At 60.2% G+C, this 18,502-nt stretch carries 6 protein-coding genes; 2 read left to right on the top strand and 4 right to left on the bottom strand.

Annotation, left to right across the window (positions count from 1 at the left end):
- Positions 1 to 67 precede the first annotated feature (67 nt).
- The 4 genes from J2R80_RS43595 to J2R80_RS40805 are packed head-to-tail and all read right to left on the bottom strand — an operon-like array spanning position 68 to position 15,330.
- The gene (locus J2R80_RS43595) at positions 68 to 1,702 is read right to left on the bottom strand and encodes an AAA family ATPase (protein WP_253640695.1); all 1,635 of its coding nucleotides are present in this window, start codon (positions 1,700 to 1,702) and stop codon (positions 68 to 70) included.
- Positions 1,699 to 10,809, bottom strand: a complete 9,111-nt coding sequence (locus tag J2R80_RS40815; RefSeq protein ID WP_253640694.1) for an RNaseH domain-containing protein — start codon at positions 10,807 to 10,809, stop codon at positions 1,699 to 1,701. The genes J2R80_RS43595 and J2R80_RS40815 overlap by 4 nt, the downstream gene beginning before the upstream one ends.
- Entirely contained in the window at positions 10,793 to 14,200 is a 3,408-nt protein-coding gene (locus J2R80_RS40810) for a hypothetical protein (protein WP_253640693.1), read from the bottom strand. The genes J2R80_RS40815 and J2R80_RS40810 overlap by 17 nt, the downstream gene beginning before the upstream one ends.
- On the bottom strand, positions 14,197 to 15,330 hold the full coding sequence (locus J2R80_RS40805; protein WP_253640692.1) for a hypothetical protein: 1,134 nt from the start codon (positions 15,328 to 15,330) through the stop codon (positions 14,197 to 14,199). The genes J2R80_RS40810 and J2R80_RS40805 overlap by 4 nt, the downstream gene beginning before the upstream one ends.
- Positions 15,331 to 16,337: 1,007 nt before the next feature.
- On the opposite strand from J2R80_RS40805, the gene J2R80_RS40800 reads away from it, so the two are divergent.
- The gene (locus J2R80_RS40800) at positions 16,338 to 17,183 is read left to right on the top strand and encodes a carbohydrate ABC transporter permease (RefSeq protein ID WP_253640691.1); all 846 of its coding nucleotides are present in this window, start codon (positions 16,338 to 16,340) and stop codon (positions 17,181 to 17,183) included.
- 17 nt (positions 17,184 to 17,200) lie between these two features.
- The gene (locus tag J2R80_RS40795) at positions 17,201 to 18,466 is read left to right on the top strand and encodes an extracellular solute-binding protein (RefSeq protein ID WP_309143816.1); all 1,266 of its coding nucleotides are present in this window, start codon (positions 17,201 to 17,203) and stop codon (positions 18,464 to 18,466) included.
- The last annotated feature ends 36 nt before the right edge of the window (positions 18,467 to 18,502 follow it).

The following is an 18,502-nucleotide window of genomic DNA, read 5'->3' as shown; positions in this document are numbered from 1 at the left end:
GCATGGCTGGAGGCAGATGGCGGCGATATTCGGGGCAGCGTACCCAACGCTATAGTTATCCCTATAGTTATCCAACGTTGTTCTCGCGAAGATCAGTCAAGCGCACATTGGGCAATCCATCACCATCGAGGCATTGCGTGATCGACTCACTGAAAGTCTGGTGATGCTCTTCGATCAGGCCGGCGGCACGTTCCCCGCGTGTCCTCATCTTCTCCGAGAGAGGACGGTCAATGACCACGTACTCAATGCTGCAATCAGGCGGAACGCTGGTTGCGATGCGTTTGCGGTCCGTTGTCTTGATATTCGTAGCGTCGAGGATGACATCCTCGCCTGACTTCAGCACCATCGCCATCCTTTGACGCGCGGTCCGGAATACATGTCCTTGATTGCGCGGAGTATCGTTGGTACCAAATATCTCTTCACGAATGCTGTCTGACGACACAATCCGTTCCGCCTGTTGCTTTGCCCACGCGCTTTTCCCGGCTCCGGACGGCCCAACTGTCATACGTAAAGTCTGACCCGTTCGCGGCCAGTCCCAGCCGTTCACGGGGGCGGCCATTAGATCGAGGACATGTTCCTCCCACACCTCGCACAGGTTCTTGATGTTATCCTTGTCGATTGTCTTCCCATGGGACAGCGAGTCGCGTACCCACTTGATATCCTTCATGATCCGGATGCGGGGAAGGGGCACCGCTCCTTCGAGGAGGATGATCATCTCGTACCACTCGAAGTTCCACGGATCGGTAATCTTGATTATCCGATCGTGAATCTTCTTGATGTAGGGATTCGATGCGCTCGCGTGTTTCGAAAGTTCGTCGTGGTAGGTGCGAATGATGCCCCTGCGGGCGCTGTCTATCATGGGCAACAAGACCTTGGATTGTGCAACCCAAATCCGGCGTTCGATCTCGCTTGATAGCCCGTGTGCCACGGCCGCGAGGGCGTGAGGGATCGGGACGTCATCCCACGAGTCCACGAGACCGTTCTCCCAACATGGATATGGCCACCCCCTCCGAGCGGCAAGGATTTCGAGCGATCCCATCGGCGATATCTGGTCGTCAAGATCGAGCCTCGTCATCTGCTCTAGCAGGCTCGAGGACCATGCCGCGACCTCGATCGAGGTCGCCAACGCCAGCCGTTCGTCGATGCCAGAGCCGATCCGAATGCCGTTGGCCGCGATCCAACCGAACGAGTCCACCGACGACAGATAGCCGCGCCAGAACCTGCTTCCTATTTGACCCAGGAGCCGCTTCTCCGCTTCCGCCTTCCATCTGCTCGGTGGAAGCAGCAGAAGATAGGGACCCGCAGCCGGAGGGCTCTTGATCCGCTCGGACATCACCGCCCGCAGCAAATAGCTCCATATCTGGATATGTTCCGGCGAGATGCCCTCGACGATGAATGCCACGTCGGCGAGATCCGGATTTTCGAGGAAATCGGCAACGGTACCGATCGAGGCTCCAGAAATCCGGCGCAACATCGCCATCTCGTGCAGGGGCGACTGCGTCGGTTTCAAGTTCGAAGCGTCGAAAACCACCGTATCGACGACGTATTCGTCGGCGAGTTTCCTGCGGATCGCATCATGCAATCCCTCCGGCAGCGGCCGAGGACATTTCGCGGCAACGACGCCCTTCGTGATCAAGTCCTTGGCGAGGGCCGTCGTGAAGCCGTTCGGCCCGGGAAGCATCCACCAATCCTGCGGTATCACTTGCTTTCTCCCGCAAGAAGAACACGGCGGACGAAGTGGTCCATCACGATGATCTGCTGGTCGGCCGGAGCCGACGGATTGCTCAGCGATGCCACGCCGATGGTCGCACCGAACCTGACGATGTGATCAGGATCGACCTCGTCAGGTCTTCCGTCCACGGCCAGGGCGTCCTTGCCATAGGATGCCTTGATTCCGGTTTCGCCACACCATTGCGCCAGCGTGACGAAGGCAGGGGCAAGGCGTTCGCCGATTCCGAGCGCCTCTGCACCGTCCTTGACCGCCGCCGCCAGCGCATGATCAACGGCAGTGTTGACCTTCATGCCACGTTGAAGGTTGGCAAGAACGGCTTGCGTCGGCTCGCTCCATCCCTCCGTCCCGCGGAGGACGTCCTCGATCGAGCCGATCAGGTGCATCGCGTCGAGCCGCGTGGCCAGGAACGATCGCGCCCACGGTCGCAAAGTTTCGACCCTGATCCGGGAGAGCGACGGGCTCTTCCGGAACGCCTCGACCCATGCTTCGGCATGGTTCGGGGCGCCGACGAAGATCGGCCTGACGTCCTGCCGGAGGACGCTAGGCAACCGCGAAACCGCCGTCACCCAGTCGTGCCGCCACGCAGTTTGCGGCGGCACGACCACGATCCGCCTTTTCCCCGCGGGATTGCGCCGGATGTCGGAGACAAAGCTGTCGCGGTCGCCCCAGCCGCGAATGTCGAGCGTGGCGCTGCGCTGCTCGCCACCGGGGTACGTCCCGGAAGCCTCTATCGCAGCCACCACGTCGACGATACCCGACGCGGCCGATCCGAAGATCACCATGACTTTCGCATCGTCCAGTCTCGGCGCGAAAATTTGTGACAACTGGCCGTCCGTCAGAGGCGATGTCTTGCTTACGGACTGCTTCCCCCTTGAGGCGACCTCTAAGGTACGGCGTGCGTTTTTCGGATCGAACTGCTGCTCGATCTTCTTGCCGTCGAAACTGAGAAGGCGTTCGGTCAGGTCTTCCTCACTCGAAACGAGAAGGTCGAGAAGCATGCGCGAGCGCAACGTCCACTTCTTCGACGGCGTGCGTCGGAGAATCCCGAATCCTTCCATCTCGTCGAGCAGGTATTCGATTTCGGACGGATCGCTGCCCTTCGGGAACGCTTGCGGCCAGTACCGGGTCGCGCTCTCGGTCACCTCGATTGCGCTTAAACCGTCCGCTTCCAAGCCCTGTCCGGACGAGAAGTACGCGTCGTAAGCGATAATGTAGGTCAGAAGGCCGTAACGTTGCTCGATGCCCGTGATCGTCTTGTCGAACGCATCGTAAAGCACCTTTCTGATCTGCGGATTTTTCATGGCGTCGTCGACCATGGCGCCATCGATCACCTTGATATCCCGGCCATCGCGAATCTTGTCCTCAAGAATGTCCAGCAGACCCCTGCAGAAGACCTGAATGAGGACCGGGTAGTAATTCGTGAAACTGAGGATGCGCCAGACGTCCTCGCGGTTTTCAAATTCGAATCCAAGCGCCGACATCGGTCCGCGCATCAGGATTTCCGCGTCTCCGACGTCCTCCTGCAACAGAGGGCCGATCCGGATTGGATCGTTGGAGATTTGCGCCAGCGGCGAGTTTTCCGACTTTATGATGCGGGACACGTTGTGCAAGCCGGCCAACACGAACTTGAAACGGTGATCGGTCTCGGCCATCAAGTTCAAAAGCTTCACGACGTCACGATAGTCCTGCGATGCCTCGTGCTTGATGAAGTTGTCCGCCTCGTCGAGCAACAGAAGGATTCTCCGACGATTGTCGGCCTGCAGGTATTCCTTCACTCCGGCGACGAAGTCCTCGGGAGCGCTGACTGGTTTAGCGAACACCTCCTTCAGCGCCTCGGAGGAATATTGCCAGAACAGGTCGAGCGGGAAACTGTTCAGATCGAGGAACTTGAACAGCGCGTGCTCGGGGGCATTTCTTGAGATGTGTCGCAGAAGCGCGGTTTTACCGAGCCGTCGCCCGCCATAGACGATATAGGAGCCGTATGACTCCAGTATCTTGGCTTTTTCGCGCGCGCGCCCCTTGAACATTTCGTTTGGAACCGGCGAACGAACGTAGTCCTGATATGGTGTCGCGGTCGTATAGGCCTGCGCGATCTCGAACATGCGCAACGGAGTGGCCTCCGGCGTCGCCAGATAATCCAGCAGAAGGGCCTCGTCGATCACGAGCACCTTGCGCCGGTTCTTTACGCAGTCGCGCTTCAATTGTTTGCGCTTGTCGGCCGACATCAAGCCGAACATCAGCACGAGCGTTCCGCGCGGCTCGGCTCCTTCCGTCAAGGCCATGATTTCCGCGGATGTCGTCGTGGGACCGACGGCCGCGACTCGCCAACCGCCCTTCGTGAGGCTGCCGAACTCGGGAAGCATCAGTGACGTCGGGTCCGAAGGAAGGTTCATCTGCGCGTCAACAACGAAGATTTGCCTGCCTACGTTGCTGCGATCTCCGTTCACGTCAACGAATTCCGTCCCGTAAGCGATAGACGTCAGCAAAACCGCGATGTGTGGCATGCTTTGCGAAAGCATGACCTGCGAGTTTTTCATCTTCCGCTTGAACTCGATCCAGTCCTCGAGCGTTTTGGCGGCCTCCTGGCGTCGTTCACCGTCGAGATGGGAGAAGTCGAACGCGCCGTAGGCCACATTATCTTCGATGCAGCGCTTGGCCTCGGAAAGGTCGATCTGGGAAGTTTCCTTCAGGACGTGGTTGAATTTGTCGAGCGGCTCGTTCATGACCTTGCCGGTCAGCGTCGGACGCCGTTCGCCCGAGTTGAAGGTTTGAATCCAGTCGGTGACGGTCGCCAGTTCGTCGCTGTTGAGGAGTTTGAGTAACCGGCCCTTCTCTTCGCCGGTGATCCTCGATGTCTCGCCGAGACGGTCGATCTCTCCGACCAAGGCAGCCTTCGCCTCGTCCAGAAGACGCCGCGCAGAACCTTCGACGGCATTCAGGCGCGACAGAGCGGCGTTGACGTCGAGAACTCGGAACCCGTCGATTTCCTCGGGCATGAAATCGGGGATGTCCTGCGAGAGAACGTCCACCTTGATCTCGTCGAGATCGTCATTGAGGCGGGTCGATGCCTCCAGACCTCCGAGCGCCATGCGGCGAACCTTGGCGATCAGCTTCGAGACGTCGGCGTGCCGGGCGTTGACCTGCGCTTTTCGCGTAAGCTCATTGGTCTCGATCATGGCGCGGAGATGTTCCTCTCGAACCGCGTCAATTCCAAAATGCGGCGCGAAGCTCAGCAGCATCTTGGCCGGAACGAACGCATCCTCCTTTCGCCTCGCTTCAATGGCGACTTCAGCGGCCTCGGCGAGGCTGTCTGAGACGCGCGGAACGTCGAGTTCACGGATCGCCGAGATCAGTCGTACGGCATCCTTCGGACTGGGCGTCCACGCCCCGCTCCACGCCATGCCCGGAAGCCACAGAAGGGGAGCGTGCAGTTCGAGATTGACGATCTTGCGATCGACTTCCGGCGTCGGTTCGCCGCGGATCACCGCCGCGAGGCTCTTGAAGACGCTGCGCGCATGGGCGTAAGCCGCATCGAGCAATAGGCTTCCAGTCGGGGCTGCTGTTGCAACCTCGAAGTTCCGGATGCCGGTCTTCATGTTGTCTGCCAGTTCGCGCACCTTGTCGAGCCGCTTGCCGTCGACCCGACTCTCGTCGGCTGAGCCCGCTGTGTCTATGAAAGCGCCGCAGCCAGCCGCAAGGTCGATGATATAGGCCACCAAGCGTTCCCGCGCCGCGCCATCGATGGCATGCATCGAACCCATGCGCCGAACTTCGCTATCCAGCAGGTTCGTGACTGCGTTCCGATCAGAATATTTTTTGGAGAAGTCGCTAACGAAGTTGAGGTCGTGCTGATTTACGGCGTTCTCCAGCGCGCTGACGATGCCGTTCTTTGCGGTGATGGATCTCAGGATTTTCTGTCCGAGGACGAACCGGAACTTTGCGTGCTTGATCGACTTTATCTGATCCAGAACGGCATCTCGACGTTCGTTCGCGAGCGACTTGTCAGCGTTGACGCTGGACGCCGCCCGCAAGCTGGCCGCGGTCACCGAGTAACTTCGGTACTTTTTGACGAGGTCAACGAGATAGAAAAAGCTCGAGCACCAATCATTCGTCGTGATGGCGTCGATGATATTGAAGGCATTCCCGGCCTCGTTCATCTGGAGCAGGGCGGTGGGAAGAACATTCGCCATCAGCAAAATGCGTCGCGCGCCGGCCCTCTCGCCTGAACCGAGGTTGGCGGCGACCGCCACGCACGCTTCGATCGCCTGGTGGTAACCATCGGGCATTACGCGGGAGACGCCCGGGATTCGTGTTCCCAGCGCATAGAGGCGCATTTCCTCGGCGCTGTAGGGAAGAGCCGAGGTATCCCCGAGGACGGTGCTCGCGGCGTTGACGAGGTGATAACCGAGACCGAATTCGCCGTGCATGAAGAGCTCGTCGGCCTTCTTTTCGATATCGTGGAGAAGGTGGTCCGTCTCGCTCTCTTGGTCGTCCGGGACGGGTACGGGCGGCTCGTGAATTGGTTCGATTTTCCGACCTTCGTCTATTTCGGCAAGGTCATCCTCGTCGATGACGATAGACGAGGCGAGTTCGACTGAGGGGCGGGTCCCATTCTCGGATTGCGCTCCTATGGTTCGTTCGACGCCCGGGGAGGGCGGCGCGACGGCGGGTGGAGCGGTCGCAGGATCCTCCTCCGCTGTCGAGCGAGCCGCAGAAGAGACGGAGGTGACGGAAGCCGCAATCTTGATGGCGTTGATGGCCGCCGACACATTCTCCAGACCGGAATTCACGATCGTCTCGAGCCTGTTCATCGCGGCCTGGCCGAGTTTGACCAGTTCGAACATGGGAAGCTTCTTTTGCTGAAGCTCATCCGCGTCCTTGCGGGCCTCCTGAGCCCTGAGGAGGTCGACGTCGGCCTGTTCGGCCAACGCATCCGCTTCCCGGAGGCTCTCCTCCGAGGCAAGCAGCGGCGCTGACGCCGAAATCGCCTCGATCTCTGTCAGTCTCGTGGCGACGTCCCTGACGTACCCCTCAGAAATGTCGACAAACGCTCTTGCAATCTTCGTCAGGCGGGAGATGACGGCATCGCTGCCGGCGCCCTTTGGCTTGAGCCGCTCGAAGTCTTCGAGATGTTGCCGCAAGTGGCTCGCGATAACCGCGATCTCCTGCTGCGTCGCTGCGGTGGGGCCGACATTCAGGGCGTTCTTGGCCGTATCAATGAGATCGAGAAGATCATTTTCCCACCGGTTCACGACGTCGTCGAGGGAAGCGGTCGCAATCGGAGGCTCGATCTCAATCTCTTCAGGCCCTCGGATCGCAGGCTCCGCGTCAGCATCACTGCTCGCCATCTGGAGATGCGGGATTCGCGCTCTTTCGGGCACCTCGTCTTTCATCTCGTCAATGCGCGTTGCATATCCAGCCGGATCGCACTGCATCAGATCGTGCAGGTAATCCGAAATTTCGGGGACCAAGGATGCCAGGCGCTGCCCGCTCGATCCGAACATCATGCTGGCGGACCAATCCAGGATGACGACAGCGATCGCCAGGTCATGCGATGCGCCCGCAACCACCATCTCGACCAATGCGTCGGGGCCGGACTCGGCATTTTCGACTTCCGGGACGTTCTTGAAACGCGCTTTTTCGGCCCAATACTGCTGCATGACCGGCTTGATCAAGTAATCGTCCCGGATCAGGCGCATCGTCTTGAAGAAGCACCGAAAGAACAGCGGATAGCGAGCTGCTTCCGGCAGAAATGCAAAGAACTGATCAAGGTTCGGGCGCTCTTCCGGCCACGGGAAGCCGGTTACCATCCTGAGTAGATCGCCGTGCGTGTCGTGGAGCTCCCGCAAGTCACGCCGCGTAATATTCATGTGGGACCTGAACCATTCGGGGCTCGCCACTTCCGGGACGCGCAAGCGCGGTTTGATGAGTTCGCGATGATCGCTCACCAGGCTCACGGCCTCCGACGGAAAGTCCCCCGACGGGAAGGCCGCCGACGCCCGCTTAGAGATCGAAGTCGAGCCAACACTGGTTGATGCGAGCTTGACGTTGTCCATGAAGCTGAAACCCTTCGTCTCGACCTTAAGTACTGAATTGAAATTGCCTGAGCGGAATTGGTCGCGAACTTCTCCGAACGTCGGCAGTCTTACCGCTGGAGTCTGAACGTCGCCGACCACCCCCGAGGCGTCCGGCCCGTCGTCGCTCGCGGAGGCGTCGGAAGCCGTCGTCGCCTCGTCCTGGACGTCCTCGTCCTCCTCAAGGCCGTGCCGCGACATGTAGTCTTCAAACTTTGATCGGAAGGACAGCGGCGCGGGCAACGTCGTGTCCATTGCGGTATGGGCGTATCCCGACCGCAACGACGCAACCACCGCCGCGATGGAATCCGCCTGCGCCCCGGCCGCCGCGCGCACGACCGTGATGCCGACCGACTCCGGAACAACCGCGTCATTCGTTTCCGGCGTATGCACGATCCGCTTGTACAGCGTCGTACCGTCATCCGCCTTTTCCGAACGACGGAACCCCGGCAACGAGCGATACGCGCTCGTCCCGCGAACGACCTTTTGCGTCCGCTGCCATTTCCGCGCCGTGACGTAGTCGCCGCGATCTTCTCCATCGACGACGCGGACGGTCACGTTCGACGTGCTGGCGTGACAATCCTTGATGACCTCCTTCCCATCAATGGACGTGTTCTCCTGATGCATGAGGCGGAGAAGCCGAGGCGTCGATTTCGTCCTCACCCTGACGACGGACAGCTCCTCCCAGACGGCCTTGTCCGGTACCTGTTCGCGGCCGAAGGTGGGAAGCCCGGTCAACTTCGGGTTGTTGAGCCAGGGCCACAGTCCCTGTGCGCTGACGGCGTCGAACAAAACGAGTGGCCTGCGGCCATCGGAGACCACTTCCTTGACGACGTTTGAAACGAAGTCCTGGAAGAGCGTCGCTTCATCGGCGCGGCCCTCGCCGATGCCGGTCGCCCCGAGGGAGGCGGCGTGAACCAGGGCGTCGCCGAATTCCATCCATGACGAATTCCCGGAGGTGGTCGCGACTTTCGCGCACACCGCTCCGCTTTCGGCGTCCAGCAGCGATGCCGTGATCAGGGCAACGGACGACCCGCCGCGGCGCTGCCTTGCCTTTCGAATCACTGAAAATCCAAGGATTGAATCCGGACGAGCCCCGCCTTCAGGGAACGCGCCGTTTATTGCGGGGCCGACAGCCGGGGCCATCCCGGAGTGCCCGAACAAGAGATCATAGAGGGCCGCTTGAAGCCGGATCAGGTACTCGGACGCCCCGCCGGTTTCCATCGGCAGCAGATATTGGACGTTGGCGCCGGCATATCGGGCCAATGCATATCGCCCCGCAGGCTTGTTGACGGCGTCCTCCTCACGCTTGCGCGCTGCGCGATCGTCTCCGTACTCCTTGTCAACCTGAACGATGATGCGTGCGCGTGGATGCGCCCCGGCGATAGTCTCGGCGAGAGATTTCCAGGCAGCGACGCGATCCTCGAATTTCTGCTTGAAGCGCTTGCGATCCTTAGTCGCTTCGAGAACGCCGTGAACCTTCGGAGGAAGACCGTACCGCTCGACATCAACGGTCGAGAACATGGACCGGGTGGCGGCAGTGAAGAGGTCGGCCTCGGCGGACGTTCTCGAGATGAGAACGACTTTTACGCGATCGCTGAACACGCGAGACAGCCGCTCATCATTGGCGATCCTGACCGTCTCGATCAGTCGTCCGGCCGCGATGACGTCGTCCGACTTGATTTTCCTGTCGGGCTTTTCGCCAATTATTTCCTCGAACAAGGCCGTGACACGTTCATCGCTGATGTCGTTCAGCCGGAGATCGCTTGCGGCATGATGCAGCAACATCTCCGACTTAAGCGCCTTGTGGTACTCCTCGTGGTCGCCGATGCCGGAAACGGGTTCGAACGGCAGCGGCGCAAAGCCGAACCTTTCCGTCAAGCTCGCGACGCGGGTCACCAGATCGACTTGATCCTGCGCCGTGGCGCCGCGCGGCACCTTGGTTCGCCCAAACTTCGTGCTGTAGGGCACGGCCAAGAAGGCGTTGCCAGCCAGGCTCGTTCGACCCGCGACCTCCGGGAGGCCGCTCCCGAGATCGACGCCATTCTGTAGGACCGCTGCCAGGAACGCCGGATCCTCGATGCCGTCACTGTCTGGAATTCCGGATTTGACGCCCATCTCGTAGGCGATCGAGAGCCTGCGGTTGCCGCGCACCATCATGCGGATCGTGAGGCGCTTCCTTCCGAATAGCTCGCCCGGCCGCGGAAAGCGATCCATCCAGATGCGCTTTCCCGCGTTGACGATGACGTAGGGTTCGAGCGACCACGGCAACGTCTCCACGGTGATCGTGCAGGTCATCGAGAACGAGCCGTTGGGAGCCGCGATAGGCCAGGTCTCGAACTCGACGGCATTGCCGTTCATGCCGGACGCGATCACACGGTGCACCGGGCCGAGGCCCTCGAACAGTTCCTGGCCGTCAAGCGCAGCGACGAGGAGCGAAATCACGGTGTCCCGGACATCCGAGAAGTTCTCGTGTGCGTTGACCGCTCCCGGAGGAATTGACAGGAGGTTAGCCTCCGAAAGTTCGACGATCCGTCCCTCAAGGCTGAGTGTGCGGATGCGATCGATCCTTTCGGTGCCGATGTCGAGCCGTTCGGCCCAGCCGAACAGAACGTCGCTGGTCCATTGGGCAACAGCTCCGGACACGCTGCGGACAACGTCGGATCCGTCTTCCTTTTGACCGAACGCCCGCAAGAAGGGCCGGGGTTCAACATCCGTCCACGGCTTTCCAAGGTCCGATCGCACCACCGAAATCCCCGGAACGCGGGCCTCGATGACGGAGCGCAGGGATGCATAGGGAAGGTTCTTTCCGTTGTCTTTCCCGCTTCCGATGCCCTCCTGCAGCACACCCGACAAAAGCCCGCTCGCCGACTTGGTCCATTTCAGGGAAACCGAGTGGGCTTCGTTGCCATCGTGACCACGCCAGGAAAGTCCGGAAATGAATGTTTCCTGCTTGACGCGTCGCCGTCGCCATTTCGTTTCGTTGTTATTGTCTGACTTCATTTCTTCGTTTTTCGGCCGGGAAAATCAGGTTGGTGCAGCGAGAAAGAGGCTTCAAAAATGGTTCGTAAAGCAATCGGTAGGTTTCTCTTCGAACCGGGTCGGCATCGCCAAAGCATTCGCGCAGGACGTCCCGCATGCACACGAGCATGCTGCTGTAACGACTGTCCGGCTTGGCCTTCGCCGACATCGGAGCCCAGGCTTCGTCAACGAAGATCACCCGTGTCCGACAGCCGTTGCGCATGGCTCGGCCGATGGTCTGCAGAACGTCCACCATGATGTCGGCGGTAAATGGATTGATCAGAAACTTGCCGAGCCTTCCGACCTGGACGGGGTAGCGCAGCAACCGCCTCATGAGGTCGAGCGAATTGCTTCTGCTTGCGCGCCACGCACCGATGACGTCATCGATGCCGCCCTGTCCGTCGATGCCCGCCATGTCGAAATCCAGCGCATTGCGCCCCGCAAGGCCCGCTGTAAATCCGAGGCTGTCCATCGACGGGTGAGGGCGCATCAGGAAGACGACGGTTCCTATGACCGCGTCGCGTTTTCGCGGGCCGTCGGGATAGACAATGTTCACCCCTCGACCGATCGCCCTCATCGGAAAGACCACCGCGTCCCAATCGTCCCGCGCCCCCAACGCCTCGACTTGGGATGCAGTCACCCATTCCCCGAGCTCAGATCCGGGAACGTCTTCAGCTTGGTCCATGACCCCGATGAGCCGACGAGCGAAGGGACCATGCTTCTTGCGGACATGCTCCTTGATCATCCGCACTTGGTCATAGGAATTGACCACCAGGGCGACCCTGCGCCCCGGATCAAAATCCTCGCGCATGCGGGACACCAACGGCGTATCCCCGGAAAAGTAATGATCAATGATGGCCTTGATGCCGCGATCACGATCCTCGAAGGCACCGCTCAGGCGAATATTCTTGCGCGGGTCGAGCGGGTCGGGCACTGGCGAAAAGATGTATTCGCTCCGGTTCCAAGCTCCCATTTCGTTTTCGCGGCGAAGGACGAAATGCGGACCGACCGGAATGTGGTAACTCGGACTGTCGTGAAGAAAGCTCGTTGCCGACGCCAACAGCACAGCCGGGCCTTTGCCGCCTTCATCCTCGAGCAGCGTCGCAAATCGGTAAAGCAAGAGGCGGGGCGCAGAGGCGAACGACACGTATTTCAGTTTAAGGGTCCAGCCCTTGGAGCCCCGCTGAAAGTACACCTTGATGCCCGATAAACGCCCGACCAGGGCCTCCGGCACGAACTTGGCAAGATCGCTCGAAACGCCAGACCCGAATATTCGGCGCGAGTGCACGCCTTCGGCGATCATCGCCTGTTGCATCGGAATGAGGGTCAGGAACTGGAATACGACGGCAGTGACCTCAAGCAGGAACCTGAAATACGCCCGCGCGGTTTCGGGGTCGAGCGTCCCTACGGGCGGAAAGAGCTCGAAGAAGGCCTTGTTCACCCGCTCGGCCGCTTCTTCCCGCATGAGGACGGCCGTAGCCCCGAACCATCGGTTCATGCCCGATATGATTTCGTGAAGAAGGCGGTCGACATCTCCTTCCGACTTTCGAGCCGAACGCGCGATCGCTGCGATGTCTATTCCGTCTAGCTCGACGATTTCGTTCTCGTCGTCATCCTCGACGGTCGCGCTGTAGCCGCCGCGCTCGGCCATGACGCGCCGCACGAGACCATCCCAAAGGGGGCGGATGGTCTCAAAGGAAGATTGCGCGTCATCGTGCTCCGGTTCGTAGAGCGCCGCCAGAACGGTGTTGCCCGTAACGAATGTGTCCTGAAATTTATGGAGATGCTGCGGACCGCGGCGATCCTCTAGCAAATGACTGACCACGGCCCGGTTAAGCTTGGTGAATTCTTGGCTCGCGTAGGCGTAGTTCTGCACGGACGAATTGCCTCCCTGGTTTCGTCCGGTGGCCACCGGAACCATGAGGTCCCGCAGCAGCGCGGCTTCGTAGGATTCTGCGCTTCCGGTGAGGTCCAGTTCCGCCAGCGCGTGACCGTCGAGTGCGGCCTGCGCCCCGTCGGCCTCGTCCACGATCACGAGGTCGGCGGAACGAGCGATGGCTTCGAAGTAGCGAATCTGTTCGTTAGCGAAATGCGGGGACGTCTGCACGTCGGTTGAAATCACGTGCCCGATCCAGACCTTGTGATCAGGATCGGAAAGATCACGGGCAGATTTTTGGCGGCCGCAAACCGATGCGAGAGCGCAGAGTTTGCTGCTGTCGCCTTGGGCTTCGCTGCCGTCCTTCTTCAGGCGTCGTTGCCTCAGATCACGGCACGGCGGTCTCATATGGGGAAACTGAACGTGCGGATCGGGATCAGAGAGAAAACCCGCGAGCGCGCAATTCACCGACAGAAGCTCTGCTCCTGGAGCGGTCCGACCCATACCCCCAGTATCATCTCCCGCAGCGATGCGTTCGGCTAGCTTCCTGGCGTGTCGCTGGCGCGATTCCGCCGACTGGCCGACGAGGAGCGCCGGTTCGATGCCGTATCGCTCGAGTTCGGCAACGTAGTTGAGCGACGCCTCGATCGATGGCAGCAGCAGGACGATGCGCAATCCGCGCCGCGCCAGCGCGACGACCATAAGCAGGATCAGCGTCGATTTTCCCGCTCCAGGAAGACCGATCATGTGCTTCACGCCTGACAGTTCCACCTGGTCCGTTGCGGACAGCGAGCCGCCCTTCGGCGAAAGGAGCGTGAAGATGGGATTCCCGGCGTCGTCGCGAAGACGCGCCCGAAAATTTCCGGGAATTCGCTCTGGAGAAGCCGAATCAATGTCATCGAGTTCTTCGGCGATGCGCTCGATCTCGGCGAACGAGATCGCGATCCCGCCGTCGCGGTCGCGCACGAATTCACGGCGCGGCGTGTCAGGAAGCTTACCGTTGAGGTCGGTGGCATCGACAATAAGGGGCTCGCCGAGGCCTGAGAGGTCCATCGGCACCCGGAAAGGACGCGAAACGTCAACCTGGGGGATGTTCCACAACTTGTCGGGCAGGGGCCTCGTCAAGGCCTTTACCATCGCGACGTACCGCGGATCGTCAGTCCGCATGCGCAGATGAAACGACATTCGTGCGTCGAGATCGATCTTGAACGGCGGCTCGACGTAATCGCCGTTTCCGCGATTCTCTATCTCCCAGTTCGACCAGTCCGTGATCGCGTCCCGCAACGCTGCGTCCGAAACCAGGCTCACGCCCATTTGGCGCAATTGGAATGCGGCCTGCGCGATCGGAGCGACCGCTGGATGCCTCAGGACGGATCGGTAGCCCGACAACAGGGCGGGCGCCCCAGCCAGTTCATGCTTTCCCAGAAAGGCATGAAGCGCTGCGCAAACCCACTGGACGCGAAGCGCGTGATCGAAATCCTCGGGCGGCTTCCTCATGCGGAAAGCGCCTCGAGCGTCTCGGAGATCGTACGGAATTCGACGTCCTGTTCTCCCCGGTAATGGGCGCGAAGGTCCGAAAGGTATCTCGCATGACGCCTGACCTTCGCATCGGGAACTGCCACGATGCGACGGTCGAACTGGGCCAAGCCACCGATCGAGCGGGTCAGCCGCTCACCGAGCGTGACCGGACACGAATAGGATTTAACGTCGATCCCGAGTTTATACGGGATGCCGACGTCAACGGCGTCCTGGCCGGGATAAAGCCGCACAGGAATTCCGCTTCCCTTGAGTTCGTCATGCAGCCGGATCTCTGGCAGGCCAGGACCGACCCAACTGGCGAGGATGTCTCCTGCCGCGACCCGCCATTCCTGCGGATCGTCGATGACCATGCCCTCGAGAGGCGTCGGCCGGACTTCCATGCAGGCGCGAATCCTGCACCGTCCGACAGGAAACCGTAGAGTGTCCCGTGTTGGATAAAGGAGTGAACCGCATCCCGCGCAAGTCCTCGTCTTACCATCCGGGAATCGGGAGGCGAGTGGAATCGGTCGCATCCATCCGCGGAAGACGTCGGCCATCTTCGCGAGCCCATTGTCGAGAAGAAACGCCATCAAGTGCTTCTGATTGTCGACGGGATTGCGCACGAGGCGTTCACGGACCAACGTGTAAACCTCGTCGGCGCGCTTGCCGTGGGACCGAACCGCTTCGCGCAACTGGCGATGATGGATATCTTCATACGCGTCTTCTGCAGTCGTGATGGAGCCTATCTCGAAGCAATCGCTGCTCGGGATACCGAGATCACGGTCAATAAGGACTGCTCGAACATAGGCGAAGTCCCTCGAAAAGCATGGAATGCCCCATTCGCCGATCGGGATCGTGGCCAAGTCCATCAAAACGTGGACATTCGCGCCACGATCGGCAATGCCTTCCACAAGGCAGTGCCGCGATAAACGCTCGAGCCCAGATCGTAGCGAACTCGGCATATCGTCTTGGCGAACGATGGCGCCATCGGTGATCCGCCGAGCTATCTCGACGATCCCCTTAGCCAAGAGCCGGATAGTAACGACTGCGTCTTCTTGTTGCCCAGTGCCCATAAAGATCTTATAGTAGTCATTCAATAATGAAATCAACTTTTACGCGAATTTGGAAATGCCAAAAACGTCGATTATTCACCGCAACCCATGGTGAGCACGTCGATCATGCTTATTCGACGTCAGAGCAGACCAGAGCCTCGATGAGTTAAGCATAGCAGTATTGTTCGCCGATACGACGCCATCGACGCGCCCAGATTTAAATAGATGAGCGCGGCGCAGGTAGCCATCCCGACCTTCGTCGTGGACTCGAAGCGGCCAGCATCGAGTATTTGTTCGATACCGTCGCCGCAATGAGAAGCCAAATTACTCAGTTCGCGATGGTGCCGAGGGGGGGCGGGTGCCAACGCTCGACGGCTTCATAGGCTCGCATCTTGGAGATGAGGCCGATGCGACCGGAAAATCGGTACGCCGACGTCGTGCCGGTGAGTTCTCACTTCTACGTTTGAACTGCGCGCGCGACATGCGCATTCCAGTTATTTGGCAGCAAATCGCGGAAGATGCGTCCTCACAAGGACCACACAATGCTCGCGAATCCTTGTAGGTCCTTGCTTCCGATGCGATTCTCTCGACGTGCGAGTGTATGGGGGGCAGAACAATCCTCTTACGGCGCGGCATCGCTACGGCTTTGCCGCCGCCAACCGGCGTTTTGTGGTCCGGATCAGAGGTCTTCATAACGCGCGCGGTCTCTTTCGCCAAGACGAATGCCAGGACCTGTCCATCTGGAAACTCTTGCACTGTTGAAAGACGAGGGGCGGTCCACACGAGGCATCGCATTTGCGCAACAAGAGATCGAATTATTCGATGCTCGTCATCCACTCGTAGCAAATCAGGTGCTGTGTGCTCTCGCACATTGGCGACGAGCTCGCTCGAGAAAGGGAACGCTAAGCCGTGCTCTGCAAGCGTTTTTACCATCGGGTAACGGCTGTGGCCTCGTATATATCGAGAGCATCAGAACGGGCGACGGCTGCCTTTATCTCTCTCGCCTGCGTCGCGACGCTCACCATGGGCAAGATCTACACCATGGATGGCGCGGTACCGCGCCAATGAACAGCATCACCCCCACGAGCCGCCTGTCGCCGGCTGCCGCGGTGTTTCGGCATGCCGTGCTGCTTTTCACCGCCGCTTTGATGCTCGCTCCTTTCGTGTGGATGGTGCTGCTGTCGATCAAGCCGCCGGGCGAAATCTTCCGCGCTTCCTTCTGGCCCACGCAGTTCCACGGCGTCGAGAATTACACCAAGGCGCTCACCGAGGCGCCGCTGCCGCGCTATTTGGGCAACGGCCTCATCGTCTGTACCCTTATCCTGTCGCTCCAGATCATTGTCTGCGCCCCTTGCGCATATGCGCTCGCCAAGCTTCGCTTTCCTGGCCGGGACCTGCTGTTCGGCATGGTTCTGATCGGTCTGCTGCTCCCGCAACAGGTACTTTCCCTGCCGCTCTTCATCCTCGGCTACCAGCTCGGGATCCTCAACACCTACGCGGCGCTCGTCTTCCCCTATGTCGTCTCGCCCTTTGGCATCTTTCTGTTCCGGCAGTTTTTCAGGACCGTTCCTGACGACGTGGTCCACGCCGCACGTCTCGATGGCCTTTCCGAGCTCGCGATCGTCTGGCGGATCATGCTGCCGATGGCTCTGCCGGCGATCGTCGCCTTCTCGATCTTTTCGGTCGTCGGTCACTGGAACGATCTTTTTTGGCCGCTGATCGCGGTGCGCGACCAGTCGCTGATGCCGCCGCCGCTTGGCATCATGGCCTTCAAAAACGGGGAGGCAGGCAACGACTACGGTCCTCTCATGGCGGCATCCACCCTCGTCGTGCTGCCCCTTGTCATCGCCTTTCTCGCTGCCCAGCGCTGGTTCGTCGAGGGCCTGACCGGCGGGGCCGTCAAACAATAGACCACTGGAGCCAATTGATGTTTCTTTCACGCAGGGCTTTCCTGTCGACTGCGAGTGCTGCCGCCGCTATGCCGATCCTGGACGCCCGTGCGGGTTCGCGGCTCACGATCCGCCTTTCCTACGCGTCAGCCCCCGCGCGGGGGCTGTACCAGTCGCTCGCGCAGGGGTTCATGGATGCGCGCCCCGATATCAACGTCGTTCTTGACAGTCCGGCCGTCGACTACGACGGTCTCGTCCAGCAGACATTGCGGCAGAACATAACAAAGCAGCTGCCTGACATCACGCATCAGGGGCTGAACCAGATCCGCCCTCTGGCCGATCGCGGGATCGCGGTGCCGCTTGACCGCTTCATCGCGGGCGATCCGGCCTGGAAAACGATCGGCGTCCCGGATGCCATGACGTCATTTGCGCGCTACGGCGGGAAAACCTGTGCGCTCCCGTTCGCGATTTCCGTTCCCGTGCTCTTCTACAACATCGATCTTGTCAGGAGGGCCGGTGGTGACCCCGACAACTTGCCCCAGGACTGGGACGGCGTGATCGCGCTTGGCAGGAAGATCGCTGGCCTGGGCGAGGGCACCAGCGGCCTCTATGTCGAATACACCAACAACGGCTGGTCGTTCCAGACGTTGGTGGGCGCCTTTGGCGGCCGCATGATGAGCGACGACGAAACAAGGATCGCGTTCGACGGCCCCGCCGGTCTTCAAGCGCTGCAATTGTTGCAGCGTCTTGCAAGGGAAGGTCAGCCGGCGCTCAACACGGAGCAGGCCCGGCAGGCGTTTCGGGCAGGAACGCTCGGCATCTTGTTCACTGCAAGCAGCTTGTTGACAGGTTTTCAGCAATCGGCGGCCGGCAATTTCAAGCTGAAGGTCGGATCATTGCCGGTCGCTTCAGAGACCGCAAGGCTTCCGGCAGGCGGCAACGGCATGGCCATCCTGACCGATGATCCCGACAAGCAGAAGGCGTGCTGGGACTATATCAAGTTCGCGGCAGGACCGGCCGGTCAGACCATCATGGTCGAAGCGACCGGCTACGTGCCGGTGAACCAGGCGGCGATCAACGATCCTGGCGGGCTCGGCAGGTTCTTCGACCAGCACCCCGAACATCGCATCGCCAGTCAGCGCGTTTCGATGATGACCGGGTGGTTCTCGTTTCCGGGCGAGAACAACTCCAGGATCATCAAGACCATCGAGGATCATTGCTACCTCGTGGTCTCGCAGAAGCAGGATCCGGCCGCAGCCCTTTCAAGCCTCAGGAAGGACGTCGATGCGCTGCTGCCACACTGAGCAAGACCCCGTTCATCCACGCTGCAAACCGAAGGC

Origin of the sequence: Bradyrhizobium sp. USDA 4541 (assembly GCF_024171085.1) — a bacterium.
In the GTDB taxonomy this organism is placed as follows: domain Bacteria; phylum Pseudomonadota; class Alphaproteobacteria; order Rhizobiales; family Xanthobacteraceae; genus Bradyrhizobium; species Bradyrhizobium australafricanum.
The sequence above is the reverse complement of the archived record's forward strand: the minus strand, read 5'-3'. Positions and strand labels throughout refer to the sequence as shown.